Origin of the sequence: Neobittarella massiliensis (ex Bilen et al. 2018) (genome assembly GCF_014269355.1) — a bacterium.
Classification (GTDB): domain Bacteria; phylum Bacillota; class Clostridia; order Oscillospirales; family Ruminococcaceae; genus Neobittarella; species Neobittarella massiliensis.
This window is the reverse complement of record NZ_JACOGI010000001.1, coordinates 377,871-395,243: the sequence shown is the minus strand read 5'-3', so window position 1 is coordinate 395,243 and position 17,373 is coordinate 377,871. Positions and strand designations below refer to the sequence as shown.

The 17,373-nt window shown below is 59.2% G+C and carries 17 protein-coding genes; 1 reads left to right on the top strand and 16 read right to left on the bottom strand.

What is annotated here, in order from left to right; genetic code table 11:
• Positions 1–111: 111 nt before the first annotated feature.
• From H8K20_RS01865 to H8K20_RS01850, 4 genes are all read right to left on the bottom strand, one after another.
• Positions 112–996 (bottom strand): transporter substrate-binding domain-containing protein, encoded by an 885-nt coding sequence (locus H8K20_RS01865; protein ID WP_105203472.1) that lies wholly within the window; start codon positions 994–996, stop codon positions 112–114.
• Positions 997–1,225: 229 nt separating this feature from the next.
• The gene (cimA, locus tag H8K20_RS01860; RefSeq protein WP_186487311.1) at positions 1,226–2,815 is read right to left on the bottom strand and encodes a citramalate synthase; all 1,590 of its coding nucleotides are present in this window, start codon (positions 2,813–2,815) and stop codon (positions 1,226–1,228) included.
• 116 nt (positions 2,816–2,931) lie between these two features.
• Complete coding sequence (locus tag H8K20_RS01855) at positions 2,932–3,834, bottom strand: ribokinase (protein WP_105203470.1); 903 nt, start codon at positions 3,832–3,834, stop codon at positions 2,932–2,934.
• A gap of 360 nt (positions 3,835–4,194) precedes the next feature.
• Entirely contained in the window at positions 4,195–5,103 is a 909-nt protein-coding gene (locus tag H8K20_RS01850; RefSeq protein ID WP_154865893.1) for a zinc dependent phospholipase C family protein, read from the bottom strand.
• Between the two features lie 266 nt (positions 5,104–5,369).
• Between H8K20_RS01850 and H8K20_RS01845 the strand changes: the two genes are divergently transcribed.
• Positions 5,370–6,620 carry an MFS transporter gene (locus tag H8K20_RS01845; protein ID WP_186487310.1) on the top strand — a complete coding sequence of 417 codons (1,251 nt, stop codon included), beginning with the start codon at positions 5,370–5,372 and terminating at the stop codon, positions 6,618–6,620.
• Positions 6,621–6,911: 291 nt separating this feature from the next.
• On the opposite strand, the gene H8K20_RS01840 is transcribed toward H8K20_RS01845, so the two are convergent.
• From H8K20_RS01840 to H8K20_RS14140, 12 genes are all read right to left on the bottom strand, one after another.
• Positions 6,912–8,600, bottom strand: coding sequence for a hypothetical protein (locus H8K20_RS01840; RefSeq protein WP_105203467.1), 1,689 nt, complete (start codon positions 8,598–8,600; stop codon positions 6,912–6,914).
• A gap of 330 nt (positions 8,601–8,930) precedes the next feature.
• Positions 8,931–10,040 (bottom strand): THUMP domain-containing class I SAM-dependent RNA methyltransferase, encoded by a 1,110-nt coding sequence (locus H8K20_RS01835; protein WP_186487309.1) that lies wholly within the window; start codon positions 10,038–10,040, stop codon positions 8,931–8,933.
• Between the two features lie 97 nt (positions 10,041–10,137).
• Positions 10,138–10,656 carry a ribosome hibernation-promoting factor, HPF/YfiA family gene (gene hpf, locus H8K20_RS14145; protein ID WP_105203465.1) on the bottom strand — a complete coding sequence of 173 codons (519 nt, stop codon included), beginning with the start codon at positions 10,654–10,656 and terminating at the stop codon, positions 10,138–10,140.
• Between the two features lie 99 nt (positions 10,657–10,755).
• The gene (locus tag H8K20_RS01825) at positions 10,756–11,919 is read right to left on the bottom strand and encodes an amidohydrolase (protein ID WP_186487308.1); all 1,164 of its coding nucleotides are present in this window, start codon (positions 11,917–11,919) and stop codon (positions 10,756–10,758) included.
• A 105-nt stretch (positions 11,920–12,024) separates the two neighbouring features.
• Positions 12,025–12,552 carry a S1 RNA-binding domain-containing protein gene (locus H8K20_RS01820; RefSeq protein WP_105203463.1) on the bottom strand — a complete coding sequence of 176 codons (528 nt, stop codon included), beginning with the start codon at positions 12,550–12,552 and terminating at the stop codon, positions 12,025–12,027.
• Between the two features lie 160 nt (positions 12,553–12,712).
• Positions 12,713–13,021 carry an FtsB family cell division protein gene (locus H8K20_RS01815; protein ID WP_186487307.1) on the bottom strand — a complete coding sequence of 103 codons (309 nt, stop codon included), beginning with the start codon at positions 13,019–13,021 and terminating at the stop codon, positions 12,713–12,715.
• Positions 12,999–13,634, bottom strand: coding sequence for a spore cortex biosynthesis protein YabQ (gene yabQ, locus H8K20_RS01810; protein WP_186487306.1), 636 nt, complete (start codon positions 13,632–13,634; stop codon positions 12,999–13,001). The genes H8K20_RS01815 and yabQ overlap by 23 nt, the downstream gene beginning before the upstream one ends.
• A 12-nt stretch (positions 13,635–13,646) precedes the next feature.
• On the bottom strand, positions 13,647–13,937 hold the full coding sequence (gene yabP / locus H8K20_RS01805; protein WP_105203460.1) for a sporulation protein YabP: 291 nt from the start codon (positions 13,935–13,937) through the stop codon (positions 13,647–13,649).
• Positions 13,938–14,045: 108 nt separating this feature from the next.
• On the bottom strand, positions 14,046–14,288 hold the full coding sequence (locus H8K20_RS01800) for an RNA-binding S4 domain-containing protein (RefSeq protein ID WP_105203459.1): 243 nt from the start codon (positions 14,286–14,288) through the stop codon (positions 14,046–14,048).
• A 139-nt stretch (positions 14,289–14,427) separates the two neighbouring features.
• Positions 14,428–14,718 (bottom strand): HU family DNA-binding protein, encoded by a 291-nt coding sequence (locus H8K20_RS01795; protein WP_279287455.1) that lies wholly within the window; start codon positions 14,716–14,718, stop codon positions 14,428–14,430.
• A 62-nt stretch (positions 14,719–14,780) separates the two neighbouring features.
• Positions 14,781–15,491 carry a nucleoside triphosphate pyrophosphohydrolase gene (gene mazG, locus H8K20_RS01790; RefSeq protein WP_164998084.1) on the bottom strand — a complete coding sequence of 237 codons (711 nt, stop codon included), beginning with the start codon at positions 15,489–15,491 and terminating at the stop codon, positions 14,781–14,783.
• 111 nt (positions 15,492–15,602) lie between these two features.
• Positions 15,603–17,372, bottom strand: a complete 1,770-nt coding sequence (locus tag H8K20_RS14140; protein WP_186487305.1) for an oligosaccharide flippase family protein — start codon at positions 17,370–17,372, stop codon at positions 15,603–15,605.
• Between the last annotated feature and the right edge of the window lies 1 nt (position 17,373).

Genomic DNA, 17,373 nt, shown 5'->3' with positions numbered 1-17,373 from the left:
AAATCGTTCTCCTTTTACCGGCTCTGGCCGGCAGATTTGAGGGGGCTCATGCCCCTTATACGCAGCACATCAGGCAGGAAGCCCGCCTGATGTGCTGGGAGCGATACTATTTTACTGGTCCATATTCTGGGCCGAGAGCTGGCAGGCCTCATCGATAAAGCGCTCCATATCTCCCGACTGTTGCAGGCGATCGATAGTCTTATTGATCTCCTCGCGCAGGCCATCCTGCCCTTTGGGCATAGCCACCCCCACCGAGTCGGCATCGGGATTTTCGGCGGTGGCCTCTGAATCTTCTGGCAGCACACATTTTTGGTTGACGGTGAGCTGCGGGTTGGACAGAGCGATGGTGCGGCTGACCAGGTCATCGGTGACGATGCCGTCGATCTGTTTGGCTGTAAGTGAGAGCAGCAGCGTGTTCATGCTGCCGATATAGGTGATCTGGGTACCTTGGGGCTCTAAGTACTTCTTGGCAAATTCCTGTTGAGTAGAGGACATTTGGATGCCGATATTTTTGCCGGTCAGTGCCTCTACCGTATCGGTGCCGGACATATTCTCTTTATTGACCAGCAGTACGTTTTTGCCTTTGTAGTAACCTTTGGAAAAATCGGCCTGCTGTTTGCGCTTGTCGGTGATGGCCAGACCGGAGATGAGGATATCGCACTGGTCGGCCGACAGCGCCCCCAGCAGCGACTCGAATTCCATCTCTTTGATCTCCAGATCTACACCCAGATCTTTGGCGATCTCTTTGGCCAGCGATACATCGAAACCGGCGACTACATCTTTTCCATCCACGGACGCATGAAATTCGTAGGGGGCGAATTCGGCGTTCATACCGACGACAATCTTTCCTCTCTCTTTGATCTGGGCCAGTTTGTCCTTCGACTTGCCGGAAGCGGCGTCCGCCGCATCGGCATTGGTGCATCCGGCCAGCAGTGACAGCGCGCTGACAGCTGCCAGGCCCATCGCGATGATCTTTGCAAGCATTTTGTTTTTCATGGTAGTTTCCCCCTATCATATTTATCCGTGGATCGGATTGCTTTATCATAGTAGCATGTTAGCACATTAAAGTCAACAGAAAAATCGATATCTCCTTTTATGAACAAAATATGAAATAGGCGTTTAGATCGTGTAGCTGTATTGCACAAAAAAAGAGCGAGAGATAGCTGGGACGCTAACTCTCGCTCTTTTTCATTATGCCCATATTGATTTTTGTAAAAAGACCTCTTTAAAGAGAACCGTCGTCGCGGCTGAGTTTATACTCCAGCGAGTCGACGATAGCGCGTAAACTGGCCTTGATGATGTCGCGGGAAGTGCCCACGGTGGTCCAGGTCTCCTCGCCGTCGCTGGTCTCGATGAGCACCCGCACCCGGGCGGCGGAGGCGGTGTTCTGATCCACCACCCGCACCTTGTAGTCGATCAGGCGCACCTTTTGTATAGCCGGATAGAATTTGGTCACCGCCTTACGAGTGGCCTTATCCAGCGCATTGACCGGACCTTTTCCCTCGTCGGCAGTCATTTCCCACCCGTCGCCCACCGTGACCTTGACGATCGCCGTAGACAGACTAAAGATGTTGGAGTTCTGCTCGCCCATGATGCGGTACATATCGAGTTTAAAGTGGGGTTTTAAACGTTTGAGGTGCCCCAGAATGAGCAGTTTGAGGCTGGCTTCGGCCGACTCGTACTGGTAGCCCTCCATCTCTTTTTTCTTTATGGTCTCACGGATCTGCTCGATCACCGGGTCGTCTTTTTTTATGTCGGGCTGTATTTTTTTTACACTGTGCAGCAGAGCTGCTTTCCCCCCCACCTCAGAGATGAGGATATGCCGCTCATTACCTACCTGACCGGGATCGATGTGTTCAAAGGTCTGGCTGTTTTTGTGCACCGCATCTACATGCATGCCTGCCTTGTGGGAAAAGGCGCCGCTGCCCACGAACGGCAAGCTGCTGCGCAGGATGACGTTGGAGATATCGGCGATGTGCCGGGCAGTACCGGTGAGCAGCGGCAGCTGCTGGGGAGCGACACAGCTGTAGCCCATCTTCAGCTGCAGTACCGGCAGGATGGTGGAGAGATTGGCGTTGCCGCAGCGCTCTCCGTAGCCCACAAAGGTGCCCTGCACGTGGCGGGCCCCCGCCTCGACAGCGGCCAGGCTGGCCGCTACCGCGCAGCCGATATCGTCGTGGCAGTGGATGCCCACCTCACCGCCCAGCTGCCGCACCACCTGGGCGGTGACGGCCCCTACCTCGGCAGGCAGGGCGGCGCCATTGGTGTCGCACAGGATCACACAGGTGGCGCCGGCCTGTCTGGCTGCGCGCACCGTCTGCATGGCGTAGGTCGGGTTGTGGCGGTAGCCGTCGAAAAAGTGCTCGGCATCGTAGAGCACCTGGCGGCCCTGCGCCACCAGGTTGGCCACCGTATCGCTGATCATGGCCAGGTTTTCTTCCAGCGTGGTGCGCAGCACCTGATCCACCTGCATATCCCAGCTCTTGCCAAACACGGTCACGTACTCGGTGCCGGCGGCCAGCAGTGCCTGCAGGCCCACATCGTCCTGCGGGCGGCAGTTTTTGCGGCGGGTGGCGCCAAAGGCGACCAGCCGGCTGTTTTGCAGCGGTATACTGCGCATGCGCTCGAACAGCTGTACGTCTTTGGGGCCCGCGGAGGGATTGCCGGCCTCGATAAAGGGGATGCCCTGCTCGTCCAGCGCGCGGATGATATCGATCTTATCGGCCACCGAAAAGGCGATCTGTTTGCCCTGTGAGCCATCGCGCAGACTGGAGTCGCAGAGCCACACGCGCTGAGATTGGGGATTTGCTTGCATATCATCTTCCTCTCTGCAGATCTCGGGGAAATACCCGGCGGCAAAAAAGACGGCCCGCCCTGCTTTCAGGGGCGCGGCCGCCTTTGCCGTGCGCCGTGTTGTACAGGCGCCAGTATTTACAGGTTCAGGGGTTTGATGGTAGTGGTGTCGACCTCTTCCCGGGTGGGAATAGAGGGGGATGCGCCTTTTCTGCCCACGGCGATGCTGGAGGCCTTGGAGGCCTTTTCGAGCACGGTCTCGATGGGCAGGCCCTCGGCTAAGCAGGCCAGGAAGTAACCGGTGAAGGTGTCGCCGGCCGCAGTGGAGTCGACCCGGGCCACATCGTAGATGCCGTGGGTGGCTTTCTGGTGGTCGTCTTTATACATGACGCCGTGTTTGCCCAGCGTGAGCACGACTTTACAGCCGGGATATTTTTTCAGCAGCGTGTCACAGATCTTCTCGGGATCTTTTTCGCCGCCGGCAATATCCTCACCCTCGACCTCGTTTAGGATAAAGTACTCGACCTTGTGCAGCGGGGCCTTGAGCAGCTCTTCGTTCATGGGCGAGGGATTGAGCACGATGCGCAGGCCCTTTTCGCTGGCGTAATCGATAATGAAATCGGTCATGTTCAGCTCGTTTTGAACCAGGATCATGTCGCCGGCCTCGAACTGGTCGATGACCGATCTTATGTATTCCTCGGTATTGGCGTGGTTGGAACCGCCGAACAGCAGGATGCAGTTTTGGCCGCTCTTGTTGACCTGGATGATGGCGCGGCCGGCAGCCACGTCTTTTTTCTGCATCAGGGAGGTGTTGACCCCGCTGTTTTGCATGGTCTCTACCAGAAAGTCGGCGCCTTCGCCCACGATGCAGGCGTGGTACACGTCGGCCCCTGCTCTCGCCAGAGCGATGGACTGGTTGAGGCCCTTACCGCCGCAGAACTTGTTGTAGCCCAGGGAAGACATGGTCTCGCCGGACCGGACAAAATGGTCTACATCAAAGACCTCATCGATGTTGATAGAGCCAAAATCCAGTATTTTCATGGCCATTCTCCTTTTAACATGAAATTTGCCCTGCCCGGGCAGGGCACGCTGTGGGGCCGGCTCTATGGCCAAGCGGGCCCCACATACCATGATACCATGACAGCGGCGGGCGCCCAAGGCGCCAATTGCCGCGTGTATATACCTCTATTGTATCAGTTTTTTGGCGATTATCAAGTAAAACAGCGGTGAATTTAGCCGGATTTTTTGTAGTAGTGTGGATAAAGAGCAGTGCCGATCTTATGTGCGGGACGAAGGACGGCACCGAACATCTGCTAAAAGCGAAAAACAGCCTGCAGCCCCCGGTCAGGAGCAGCAGGCTGTTTTTTTAGATGGGTGAAAATAAAGAGCGGCAGGGCCCGCTTATTTTTCGGGTTTACCGTTATCGAACGTCTCGGTCCCGCACACCGCGCGCGGAGACATATGGCGCAGGTTGTGCAAAAATGCATCGATCATGGTACAGGCCTCTTGCCGGGCGCAGCCCATGATCTGGTAGAAATCGAGCGTACAGGTACTGCCGGGGCTGTTGAGGTTGCACCATGGGTGGTGGCGCAGATTCAGACAATCCCACCCCACCGGCTCGCGGCGCATATAGCCGGAAAAACCGTATTTCTTTTTACAGAAGCTGTCTAGAAATACCCCGCCCCGGTGGGTGACAGCGCCGTTTTCCACAAACAGGGTCATAAAAAAATTGTCCCAGACAAAGCTGTTTTCCACCTTGTTCACATTGGTCTTGGCGAAGTACACCTTTTTGAGCAGGTAGGTCAGGAGCAGCGCCACGCCGCGGGTGGTGGCCGGGTGGAACATACTTTTGGGGATGACATAGCGGTTCACGCAGCGGCCGGTGAGCTGCCGGTAGAGCACGGTGTCGATATCCGACTCGATGCGGTTGTGGACGCCGACGCCGGCCTCCCCTTTTTTCATGAAGGCGTGCTGCAGGTAGTAGACGTAGGGGTGGGCGTTTTTATCGAGCGCATAGTGGCACAAAAAGCCCAGGCAATAGGCCAGCTGTTGGCCAAAAAACAGCCCTTGACGGGTGCGCAGCAGGTAGCGCTGCATGGCCACCATATTCTGTTGTACCTTGTCCACGTGCATGATGAAGCCCCACAGCGGCAACACCGTGGATATCTTGTTGAAAAACAGCACATCAGGGCCCTGACAGCCCCACAGAAAGGCGTCGTAGTTCTGGGCGATGGCGCGCTTGGCTGCCCCTTCGGGCAGCGCCTTATATACACTGTCGGCAAACAGGTGATGGGTGACGAATGCGGGCATCGTGATCCTCCAATCGCGGCGGGGCCCTGTGGGCCTGAGGCAGGGCGGGCAGGTGCGGGCGCAGGGCCCGGATACCAGTATGCCCGGCCGAGCGCGCAGACATGCTGTGCCGCGCTGCCGCGCACACCTCTATTTTTACCTCATATATACAGACATATTATACCGTTTCTCTTGCTTTTTCACAACTGGATACGGTATAAATGATGTGAGGGCCGTGTAAAGTGCCCATCACGGCGGCCGTGCCGCTTTGGAAGAGGTTCGCTAGTATGAAAAAACTCGATCTGACTCGGGAGGAGCTCAGCTGGTCGCTTTACGACTGGGCCTCCAGCGCCTTTACGCTGATGCTCTCCACCGTCATCCCCATCTACTTAAAAAACATGGGCGACGCCGCCGGGCTTCGCTCGGCCCAGACCACCAGCCACTGGGCTGTGACCCAGTCGATCGCCACGCTGCTGGTGGCCATTATGGCCCCGGTACTGGGGGCCATGGCCGACCGCCGGGGCAAAAAGAAGCTCTTTTTCTGCGGCTTTTTGGCGCTGGCGCTGTTGTTTTCATGTGCGCTGGCCGGCACCAACTCCTATTACCTGCTGCTGGTGTTCTCGCTGGTGGCCTCGATTGGCTACGCCGGCACCAACATATTCTATGACGCATTTATCGTCGACGTGACCAGCGATGAGCGGATGGACTTTATCTCCTCCTTTGGATATGCCATCGGCTATATCGGCAGCTGTATCCCCTTCATCGCCGGCATCCTGCTGATAAATTTCACCCCGTTTGGGCTGTCGGCCACTGGGGCGGTGAAGGCGGCGCTGCTCATAAACGTGGCCTGGTGGCTGGTGTTCTCGATCCCGCTGATCAAAAATGTGCGGCAGAAGTACCAGCTGCGGACCGAGAGCCAGCGGGGCGAGAGCCTGTTTTTGTCCTCGTTTAAAAAGACCTGGAGCACCTTGAAGGTGATCTTTCAGGACAAGACCATCGGCCTGTTTTTGCTCTCGTACTTTTTTTACATCGACGGTGTGGACACCATCATCAAGATGTCTACCTCTTTTGGTAAAGACGTGGGCATTGGCGACAACTCGCTGCTGTTGGCGCTGCTGATGACCCAGATCATCGCCTTTCCGGCAGTACTCATCTGCGCCAAACTGGTGCGGCGCTTCTCCTCGAAAAAGATCATTCTCACGGCGATCGTGGTGTATATCGGCATTACCGTGTTCGGCTTTGTGATGCAGCACGCCTGGCAGTTTTGGGTACTGGCAGTGTTCGTGGCGGTGGTGCAGGGCACCATACAGGCGCTCTCCCGCTCGTATTTTGGCAAGCTCATACCCAACAAGGAAAACGCCAACGAATACTTTGGCTTTTACAACATTTTTGGCAAGTACGCCTCTATTTTCGGCACGGCGCTGATGGCGCTGTTTACCACCCTGACGGGCAGCTCGCGCTACGGCGTGCTGAGCGTGGCGCTGCTCTTTATCGCCGGTTTCTTTTTATTTATAAAGGTGCCGGACGTGGAAAAATAGCGGCTTTTAAAACGCAGAGGCGGGCCTCTCCCCGGTTTGGTGGAGGCCCGCCTTTTTAGCGCCTGGCGGCGCTATAGCGCCGCCGCTAGCAGGATGTGACAAAAAGATGCCAGGCACAGAAGTGCCCGGCATCTTTTCCGTTTTTACAGCGCGGGCAGCACCGGTGGTGTTGCCGGTAGAACCGAAACCGACAGCAGCCGGTACGCACGCCCATCAAAAGATATTCTGAACAGCGCCCGCTGCCCCCAGTGGAGGCAGTATTGGCTGCGGTGCACCGCAGTGCAGCTATTTTCAGCTCTCGGCGGTGCCGATAGCCAGGTTGTCGAAAGCGGTGACGGTGGTGACGGCATCGGCTGGACCGGAGAAAGTGACCTTTACCCGGTCGCCCGCCTGGGTGAGTGCCAGCTCATCGCTGACCTTGGCGGCGCTGACGAAGATGACCCCGTCGCCGGTATCGAGCAGGAACTTGTAACGGGTATCGCCGTCGGACTGCTCCTGGGCGATGCGCAGCACCGTGCCCTCGAGCGTCTGCTCCTCGGTGGTAGTGTCGCCGGGCTGGATGGTGTTGTCACCGGAACTCTGCAGTGCCCGCATGTAGTCGCGCTCAGCGTCGCCGATGGTCTCGCCCACGCCGACGAGCTGGTAGTTTTTCACCGATACGAAGGCGTACTGCTTGATGAGGCCCTCGTTGTCTTTGAGGGGCATGAAATAGGTGGGGGCGTTATTGAGGTTGATGATGAGCGGGAAAGAGGCCTGGTAGCCGTACTGCTGTACCTTGCCGTTAGCCGACTTTTGGGCTGCCTCCTCGGTGGCGCCGCCGCCCAGTTTGTACTGGTAGGTCTCTTTGGTGACCATATCGACCATGATAAAACCGATGGTGCTGTCGTCGGCGCCCACGCTGGTGAGGCCGGTAAACAGGTAGCAGCGGCCGTCGTTGTAGACGATGATGTGCCCCTCGGAGGTGGTGAACTTGTCTTTGTTGGAGAAGTTTAAAAAGCCGTGTACATATTCGCCGCGGTTGTTGATCTGGTTGATGACGAAATCTTCGGGCTGGACGCGGTCGACCCACTCGGGCACGTCTTTGAGGGCGTACTTCTGGCAGTCGCCGGTCTGGGCGTTGACCAGTACGATACCGCTGGCCTCGGGCAGCGAGAAGCCGCGCCGGTTTTTATAGGTGGTGACGATCCAGTAGGGGTTGCCGTCGTCATCGATCTCGAACGAGTAGTCGGTGATGCCGGTGAACAGCGCCGCGTTAAAGCGGGTGTGGCGCTCCAGATCGTCCATCAGATAAGCTGAGCCGGGCTGGATCTTGATCTTGTAGTCTTCGCGGTACTCGACATCCTGCGGGTCGGAGGCGGAGACGGTGATGTAGCCGGGCGAGCCATCCAGGTTGGCAAACCACTTGAACAGGCCGGAGTGGTGCAGCGGCGCCACCCACATGAGCTTGCCGTCGACCTGCTGGATGGTGACGGTGTTGATATCGATGTGGGCCTGCGAGCCCACCGACGAATTCTCGCCCAGCTTTTTGACTGCCAGCTTGTAGGCCAGCTCCTGGTCGACTACCGGCACGTTTTCGAGATCGACCGGCTGGATATCCTCGGTAAATTCGCCCACGATGGGCTCGGTGAGCTGATTTTTGTAGGCGTTGACGTTAAAGAGCACACTGGAAAACAGGCTGACACCGCCAAAAAAGATCCAGACTGCCGCCAGGATGACGATGGCGGTCTTGGGAAACTTTTTCTTGCCGCCGCCGAACTCGACGTTGACGACCTTGACGTGGGGGTTGTCGCCGTCGCGCACCAGGCGCAGGCCGCCCAGCTTCATGATGGCCCAGGCCACCACGTACACGGTGACGGCCATCGCGTAGAAGGCGGCGCTGTCCTGGTAGAAGGGATTGAGGTTTACGTTGTTGAAAAAGATATACAGCAGCATGAGCGCCGTGATGCCGGTATACACCCATACTTTATGCTTTTTGCGCATGGAAATCTCCTCTCACTTTTCATATACAAAATAAGGGCCCGGGGCCGCTGTGCCCCGGGCCTAACAAACAGTATACTATCCCCGCCAAAGGAAAAGTAAATAAACTGTGAACTCTGGCCCATCTTTATACTGTTTTAATGGTCTGGAAACTGTTTTTAGGCGGTGTGGGGGCCAGGTGCAGCCCCCGGTGGAGGGCTGCTGCAAATGTAAACAAATTGTAAATACGGGGGTTTTTGACGCTAAAACAGGCAACTTGTCCCCCGCCGCAGCACCCATCGCCCATCGTGTTCAGCCGACGGCAGCCGGTGGGGCCGGCGGTCAGGGAGGGGGCTATTTAAAATACATGTACAGCTGGCACTTGAGCTCGCCGTTATAGAGCTTGCGGCGGCGGTCGGCCTTTTTGCCGAACTCCTCCTCGAACCGGTCGCTGCTGGTGATGATATAGCTCTTGAGGTCGTTGTGGTGGCACATGGCCCCCAGCGCCTGGTGGATGCGGCTGCACTGGGCCGGAGTGAGCAGCCGCTCGCCGTAGGGGGGATTGGTGATGAGGATGCCGTGGGCATCTTTGAGCTTATGGCGGGTGATATCCTGTACCTGCACCGTGATGCGGCTGTCGACCCCGGCCAGCTTGGCGTTTTCTGCGGTGAGCTGTGCCGCCTGGGGATCGATATCGAAGCCGATCCCCTCGAAGGCGGCACTGCGGTCGATCTCGTCGAGGGCCTGCCGGCGGGCATCGGCAAAGGCCTTTTTGGGGAAGGTGGTCCACTGCTCGGCGGCAAAGCTGCGCTGCAGGCCGGGGGCGATGTTCATGGCCCGCATGGCGGCCTCGATGAGGATGGTACCACTGCCGCACAGCGGGTCGTACACGGTGTCGCCGGGGCGCACCCGAGCCAGATCGATGATGCCGGCGGCCAGCGTTTCTTTGATGGGGGCGGCGCCTTGACGGCGGCGGTAGCCCCGCTTGTGCAGCCCGTCGCCGGAGGTATCGAGCAGGATGGAGACCTGATCTTTAAAGATGGAGAACTGGATCTGATATTTTTCGCCGGTCTCGCTAAACCAGCTGATGCCATAGGCGGCCTTGAGCTTTTCGACCGCCGCTTTTTTGATGATGGACTGACAGTCGGGGATGCTGGCCAGCTGGGAACCCAGCGACCACCCCTTGACCGGGAAAGCACCTGTTTGGGGAATGATGCCGGCCCAATCGATGGCGTAGGTGCCCTGGAACAGATCTTCGAAGCTGGTGGCGGAAAACTGGGCCAGCTGGATGAGCACCCGCTCGGCACAGCGCAGGCCCAGGTTGGCTTTGGCCACGGTGAGCGCGTCGCCGCGGGCGGTGACTTTGCCGTTGTCGGCCACGATGTCGGTGGCGCCGACGCGGCGCAGCTCGAAGCTGACGATCTTTTCCAGACCAAAAATGCAGGGGCAGACCAGTGTATACATGTTTTTGCACGTCCTATCTCGAGAGTGGCGGCCGGTGCCGCCCAGAAAAAGACCGCGACGACAAGGTCGCGGTCTCTGCTAACTTACCTGTGCGCGATCATTCGGGCTCTATCACGCCGTACTTTCCGTCACGTCTAACATATACGAGATTGACCTCGTTGTCAACTGCGTTGCGGAACAAAAAGAACTGGTGGCCGATGAGATTCATCTGCAGGATGGCCTCTTCTACGCTCATGGGTTTGAGCGAGAACTGTTTGCGCCTGACGATATCGAACTCGTCCTGGGGCTCGGCTGCCTCGCTCTCCTGGAAGGTGGCAAAGCTCATCTTCATGCGGTCCTGCAGCCGGTCTTTGTTGCGGACGATCTGTTTGAAGAGCACATCCGTCACCAGATCGAGAGCGGTCTCCATCTGCTCGGCGGTGCGCTCGGCTCTGAAAATCGCGGAGGCCTGACGTATGGTGATCTCTACAGTTTGACGGCCCTTTTCTACGGTCACGATCACCGTGGCGGTAGCCGAGTCGTCGAACAGCTTGGAGAATTTTTTGAGTTTTTTCTCGACTCTCTCTTTAAAGCTGTCTTTGACTGTCACTTTACGACCGACGATCTCAATTTTCACAACATCAACCCCTTTTGATCTACAGCTGCCTGACGGTAGCTGCTTTATGAGTATAGTATATCACAAATACACAAAAAATCAATTGGGTAAATACTTATTTTATATCTCGTTTACAATTTGTCCATCTACTGTCACCAGACGTGGCCGGCACAGGTTGGACAGCGGATCGCCGTCGAAAACGGCGAGGTCGGCGTCTTTGCCCGGCGCCAGCGAGCCGACCCGATCGGCGATGCCACAGATGCTGGCGGCGCCGATGGTGATGGCCCTGAGCGCCTGCTGGCGGTCCATCCCTTCGCGCACGGCCAGGCCGGCGGTGAGGGGCAGGTATTGGATGGGGGTGACCGGGTGGTCGGTACACAGGGCGCAGGGCACCCCGGCAGCGGCCAGGATACCGGGGTTTTTGGGGGTGAGGTTTACGAGCTCGGGCTTGGAGCGGTCGCAGAGGATGGGACCGGTGATGACCGGCACCTGCTCGGCGGCCAGAATGTCGGCGATGAGATGGCCCTCGGTGCCATGGACGATGACACAGCGCAGGCCGAACTCGCGGCACAGGCGCAGGGCGGTGAAGATATCGTCGGCCCGGTGGGCGTGAAAGTGGGCCGGCATCTGCCGCCGCAAGAGCGGCAGCAGCGCCTCGCACTTGATATCGTATTCGGGCAGCTCCTCCCCCTCCCGGCCGGCGCGGTCGACATCCTCCATATACCGCTTGGCCCTGAAGAGCTGCTCGCGGATGATGGCGGCGGTGGCCATGCGGGTGATGGGGGCCATATCTTTGTCGTTATACACCGTTTTGGGGTTTTCGCCCAGGGCAAATTTAATGGCCACACAGGGCGAGAGCATGCCGGTATCGATGCGGGACAGGCGGGTCTTGACGGCGCAGAGCTGGCCGCCGATGGCGTTGGCGCTGCCCGGACCGGTAACGGCGGTGGTGACCCCGCCGGCCAGCGCCTCGGCAAAGCAGTAGTCGGCGTGGTTGACCGCATCGATGGCCCGCAGGTGGGGGGTGGCGGGGTCGGATTCCTCGTTGCCGTCGGCCCCCTCGAAACCCAGCCCGTTGCCCCACATGCCCAGGTGGCTGTGGGCGTCGACAAAGCCGGGGTACATATGTGCCCCCTGCAGGTCGATGACCTGCTCGCCGGGGAGGGGGCCGTCCAGCTCCCCCATATCCCCCAGGCTGTGTATTTTTGTGCCCCGGGTGCGCAGGTAGCCACAGGGGTAGTCGCGTGCTTCCATGGTGTGGAGGTGGGCGCTTATAAAGAGCATAGTCTCTCCTTTTTTCACAGCGCCCTGAAAATAGATCCGGGCGCAAAACAGGGGCGCAGCCTGCGCCCCTGAAAGATCTGTATATCTTCTGTTTGCCGGCAACCCCTACTTGGAACCCTTGCGGGAGTAGCCGCCGCGGCGCTTGGAATCCTGCGACCGCTTGAGGTCGGACATGCGCTCTTCGCTGGACTGCTTGAATTTGCTCATCATGTCCTCGAAGGTGGCGGGGCGGTCGTTGGCGCGGGGCTTGTAGCCGGCGCTGCGGGGACCGTTGTAGGAGCGGCTGGCGACGCCGCGGCTCGCGCCGGAGCTGCGGGGGGCGTGGCCCTGCTTTTGAAAGTCGCGCCGGGGAAAATCGCGCCGGGGGCCGTCGCGGCGGGGCGGGCGCTGCTGATCGGCCGGCAGCGCCTGCTTGATGGACAGGGCGATCTTGCCGTCGTCGCCGATGGACAATATTTTGACGGTGACAGTCTGTCCCTCTTTTACAAAGTCTGAGATCTCCTGCACAAAAGTGGCGGCGACTTCGGAGATGTGCACCATGCCTGTTTTGTTTTCACCCAGGTCGACAAAGGCACCAAACTTGGTGATGCCTGAAACTTTCCCCTCAACGATCTTTCCAACTTCGAGCTGCATATAAAAATAAGTCCTCCTTAAAAAGTGACCGCCCCACGGATCTGGCGGCGGCCGCCGCAACCTGTAATGGGGCCAGCGCCCCACACAGCTCCTTTTTTTAAAAGCGCGGGCAGCCGGCTGCCCGCCCGCTGCCCTGCGCACGCAAGACCAGCGCTGCCCCTCAGCTTCCCGACGCGTCGGCAAACACCCGCTCACCGGGGGCCGCATAGCCCAGCTTTTCGCGGGCGACACGCTCGATGAACTCGCTGTCTTCGCCGGAGTTCAGTATGCGCTCGAGCTCCTGATTTTTTTGGGTGGTCTCGCTGATCGAGTGATTGACTTCTTCGAGCTGATTTTTTTTAGATACGATCTCGACCTGGGTGGTGATGAGAGACACAGCGGCATAGACCATCACCGCGGCGATGGCCAACTTCGATAAAAACCCCATCGAGATCTTTTTTTTCTTTTTATCGCTCTTGGCTTTTTTCATGGCTCTTTCTCGCTTTTTTGGCCGGGGCCGGTTTGGCGGCCGCCGCTCGCTGCCGGCGGCGGGACGGATGTGACCGGCCCGCCGATGGGCTGCTGTCTTCTGGTTTTTTGGGTCGCTTTAATAGATTATACAATACTATCCGCTTGTCTTTCAAGTGAAAGTTGTGCTTATTTGCAGCTCTTTTGGCCCCGGACACCGCCTTTTTATAAATTTTGCCACTCTTTCGACCCAAAAAGCCAAAAAACTTGCGTACCGGCACGATAAACAGGCGGTACAGCAGCCGCAAAAAGCGGGCTACCAGGTCGATGATGGCGGCGGTGAGCGCGTGGATGAGGCGGCCCAGCGTGAGGAAATACAAAAGCAGGCCGAGCCCCTCCCCCAGCAGCACGTACCCCCGGATCATACCGCTGGTAAAGCGCATAAAAAACAAAAAGGTGACGGCGCCGGCGCCGATCCAGTACAGAATATCCTGGATGGCTACCAGCACGCTGCCCCAGGGCAGCACCATGCGCAGGATGCGAAAGACCTCGTACACGAGGCCCAGCGCAAAACCCAGCAGCAGCGCGTAGAGAAACGTCTCGAATTCAAAGCCTACCGGCACCAGCAGTTCCATGCCCGGGCGCCCCTATTTGAAGATGCGGGCGAACAGGCCTTTTTCTTTGGGGCCGCCGTCGTAGTAGGTGAGCGAGTCCACCTCGCCGTCGAGGGTGAGCTCGCCGGTCTCGACCGAGAGCTTGTTGATGTGCAGGTCGCGCCCGGCGATGACCAGCTCGCCCAGGTCGGTGTAGAGGACGATGCTGTCCTCGCTGAACGAGTCGATATCCACCACCCCGGAGACGGTGAGGTGGTTGCGATTTTCCATAATGACGTTGTGGGGGCCGCCGGACCCCTGGAGCTTTGTCCTCTCTTCTTGCATGTTCCTGTCCTCCATACTGGTATTGCCGCTTTTTTTATAAGCCGCATGTTCATGTATATGAGGACAGACCGCCCGGCAGTACTAAAAGCGGGCGGGGGACGGTGAAAATTAGTCGATGATGCGGTACATGGTCTTGGCGTCTTCTTTGAGGGCGTGCTCGGCCACGGTGAGCACCTCGAGCTTGACCGGCTTTTGGGCAAAGTCGATCTCGATGATGTCGCCCTCTTTGACGCTGTGCGAGGCCCGGGCCAACTTGCCGTTGACCGACACCTTGCCGGCGTCGCAGGCCTCGTTGGCCACGGTGCGGCGCTTGATGATACGCACTACTTTTAAATACTTGTCGAGTCTCATAGTTCCTCCTGCCGGGGGGCGGCGCGACCGCCAGCCGGTGTGGTATTGGGTCGTCTGTGGCCGGGCGGGACCCGGCCCGTATAAAAAAAGAAACTGGTTGGCAGTGCCTGTCACCAGTTTCTTATTTTTAAAGGAGCCTTTATTTCGCGACGGCGTCTTTCAGGGCCTTACCGGCTTTGAAAGCGGGCAGCTTGGAAGCGGGGATGGTGATCTCCTCTTTGGTGCGGGGGTTGCGGCCTTTTCTCTCGCTTCTCTCGCGGACCTCGAAAGTGCCGAAGCCGACGATCTGCACCTTGTCACCGGCGACCAGTGCATCGGAAACGGTGTCGATGACTGCGCTAACGGCTTTCTCGGCGTCTTTCTTGGACAGGCCGGTCTGCTCTGCGACCTTGGCGATCAAATCAGTTTTCGTCATGTTTTTTTCCTCCAGTATTGTTGACTTCCTTACTCACAAAGGATATACTGCACCGCTGGCGTTTATGCACGCGGTCCTCATTTCTGCTGACGCTGCGCGTGCCGGGAAATAGCCCTGTCGCAGGTGAAGCCCAGCACTTCCTCGGCGTCTGCCCCGGCCAACCTGGCTACACTTACCAGAGCGTACAGGGCATCACCAATGAGTTCTTCCCTATTATCACAGTTTTGCAGGTCTTTGTCAAGACAGTCCACCGCATTTTTCAGCGAAGAAATGGCTTGCCCACGGTCTTTAAGGGCACTGTCCTCCTCGGCCAGACGCTTTTGCACCTTCTTGGCGCGCATGAGCGCCGGCAGGCAGTGCGGGACGGCCGCGGCGTGCTGGGCGGCGCTGGTGACGCCTTTGGACTGCTTTTTGATCGCCTCCCAGTTATCGAGGGCCTGGCTGCCGTCACCGGCCTTTGCCGAACCGAAGATATGGGGGTGGCGAAGTACCAGTTTTTGACAGATGTCGTCAGCCACGTCGCCGAAGTCGAAATGGCCCTGCTCCTGCTCCATCTGGGTGTGCAGCGCCACCTGCAGCAGCACGTCGCCCAGCTCCTCGCGCAGGCCGGCGACGTCGTTTTGATCGATGGCGTCGCAGACCTCATAGGTCTCCTCGATAAAGTTGCGGCGTATGGACTGGTGGGTCTGCACCTTGTCCCAGGGGCAGCCCTCGGCGGGATCGCGCAGCAGCCGCACGATGGCCAGCAGGTCCTGCAGGTCGTAGTGGTCTTTGACGGTGAAATCCATGTAGATAGCCCTCCCTTTTTGGCGCGTTTTCTTTATCATAGCACAAACACAGCACAAACGGGTGACAGTTTGTACGCCCGGGGAGGGAAAAATGGCGGCGCGCGGGCCGGATCAGACGGCTTTTGGGCGGTGGGCGGCGCGCTTTGAGGCGCTGCCCAGCAGGCCCCAGCGGTGCAGCTTGGCGGCCAGCTTTTGCCCGCCCGGCAGTGCCAGCAGGTCTTCCTCCTGCACCGAGCCGGTGCCCAGCAGCGCCAGCAGATAGCAGCCGCAGCCCACGGCGATGCCCAGCACACAGCTGATATTGGACACGAAGACATGGCAGAGCAGCGAGTAGGCGGTGCGGGCGGAGACGGCGCAGATGAGCCCCGAGAAAGCGGGGCCCAGCACCGCGCGCCAGAAGTGCACCGGCGCCCCCACCTGGCGCAAAAACAGCGCTACCGCGCCGATGACGATGAACAGATAGCAGCACAGGGTGCCGAAGCTGGCCCCCAGCAGATTATAGCGGGGGTCGCGCACCAGGACCAGGTTGCAGGCCAGCTTGATGGCCCCGCCCACCACCATGAGCTTGAGCGGCAGATCGGCCCGGCCGATGGCCTGCAGCATACTGTACACCGGGGTGGTAAAGGCCAGCAGCACCGCGGCCGCCCCCAAAACGGTGAGCGTGGGGGCCACGGCGGCGATCTCCTGCTGGCGGCCGCCGTAGAGCAGGTGCAGGATGGGCCGGGCCATGGCGGCGATGCCAAGGCCCGCGGGCACGGCCATCATGGCGCTGACGCGAAATACCGACTGGGCGTTTTGGGCCAGCTGGCGGCGGTCGCCCCCCACATAGGCGGCGGTGACGGCCGGCAGCGCGCTGACGCCGAAGGTGGTGGTGAGGGCCGGCACCAGATTGTAGAGGGTGGTGGCCATGCCGGTGTAGCAGCCGTAGAGGAAGGTGGGCAGGTCGACGGCGGACATCTGCAGGCCGTACATGGCGCAGATGATATCGGCGCCGCGGCCGGCGGCGCGCTCGAGCGCGTTCATTACCGAAAACAGGTCGATGACCGAGGTGAGACTGGTGGCAAAGCTGCCCAGACAGATGGGCAGGGCGATCTGCACCAGGCGGCGGGCGATGTGGCGGGCGGAGGCGGGTCGGGCGCTGCTCTGAGCGCTTTTGACCGGCAGGGCGTGACGGCCGAACTTGTGCTGGCAAAACAGGTAGAGCATGGACACGCCGGTGGAGAGGGCCACCCCCAGCACCGCCCCGGCCGCGGCGTAGGGCAGCGCCAGCTGCTTGGCCTGGGCGGCGCTGGCGGCGGCGCGGCCGAACACCAGCCCGGTGCGGGCGTACCCCTCCATGGCCCAGACGAAGGTGCCGTAGGAGAGCGCGATGCCCAACACCAGCTTGGCCACCGCCTCGACCACCTGGCTGATGGCGGTGGGCACCATGTTTTGACAGCCCTGGTAGTAGCCGCGCACCGCCGCCGACAGACAGCCGAACACCAGCGCCGGCGAGAGCATCTGCACCGCCAGCGCGGCGTCGGGATTGCCCACCGCGCGGCAGAACACCTTGCCGCCGAAATAGAGCAGGGCAAAGCCCACCGCCCCCACCGCCAGAAACAGTGCGCTGGCTATTTTGAGGGTGCGGCGGGCATCGCGCTGGCGGCCGCGGGCGGTGTACTCGCTGACCAGGCGGCTGACGGCGGCGGGAAAACCGGCCACCGACAGCGCATAGATGGGGTTGAACACCTCGTAGGCGGTCATGAAATAGGCCATGCCGGTGCCGCCCAGGATATTCATCAGCGGCACCTTGAACAGCGCCCCGATGGCCTTGACCAGCAGCGTGCTGCCGGTGAGGATCACCGCCCCTTGTATAAATGACTGTTTTGCCGCTCTCTCCACG

Bases quoted from the DNA above. Each gene is read 5' to 3' on its own strand.
- cimA (WP_186487311.1), bottom strand. From the start codon at position 2,815: ATGCAAGCAAATCCCCAATCTCAGCGCGTGTGGCTCTGCGACTCCAGT.
- yabP (WP_105203460.1), bottom strand. From the start codon at position 13,937: ATGCAAGAAGAGAGGACAAAGCTCCAGGGGTCCGGCGGCCCCCACAAC.
- H8K20_RS01820 (WP_105203463.1), bottom strand. From the start codon at position 12,552: ATGCAGCTCGAAGTTGGAAAGATCGTTGAGGGGAAAGTTTCAGGCATC.
- H8K20_RS01835 (WP_186487309.1), bottom strand. From the start codon at position 10,040: ATGTATACACTGGTCTGCCCCTGCATTTTTGGTCTGGAAAAGATCGTC.
- H8K20_RS01840 (WP_105203467.1), bottom strand. From the start codon at position 8,600: ATGCGCAAAAAGCATAAAGTATGGGTGTATACCGGCATCACGGCGCTC.
- H8K20_RS01845 (WP_186487310.1), top strand. From the start codon at position 5,370: ATGAAAAAACTCGATCTGACTCGGGAGGAGCTCAGCTGGTCGCTTTAC.
- H8K20_RS01815 (WP_186487307.1), bottom strand. From the start codon at position 13,021: ATGAAAAAAGCCAAGAGCGATAAAAAGAAAAAAAAGATCTCGATGGGG.
- H8K20_RS01850 (WP_154865893.1), bottom strand. From the start codon at position 5,103: ATGCCCGCATTCGTCACCCATCACCTGTTTGCCGACAGTGTATATAAG.
- H8K20_RS01855 (WP_105203470.1), bottom strand. From the start codon at position 3,834: ATGAAAATACTGGATTTTGGCTCTATCAACATCGATGAGGTCTTTGAT.
- yabQ (WP_186487306.1), bottom strand. From the start codon at position 13,634: ATGGAACTGCTGGTGCCGGTAGGCTTTGAATTCGAGACGTTTCTCTAC.
- H8K20_RS01865 (WP_105203472.1), bottom strand. From the start codon at position 996: ATGAAAAACAAAATGCTTGCAAAGATCATCGCGATGGGCCTGGCAGCT.
- mazG (WP_164998084.1), bottom strand. From the start codon at position 15,491: ATGGATTTCACCGTCAAAGACCACTACGACCTGCAGGACCTGCTGGCC.
- H8K20_RS01800 (WP_105203459.1), bottom strand. From the start codon at position 14,288: ATGAGACTCGACAAGTATTTAAAAGTAGTGCGTATCATCAAGCGCCGC.
- H8K20_RS01825 (WP_186487308.1), bottom strand. From the start codon at position 11,919: ATGCTCTTTATAAGCGCCCACCTCCACACCATGGAAGCACGCGACTAC.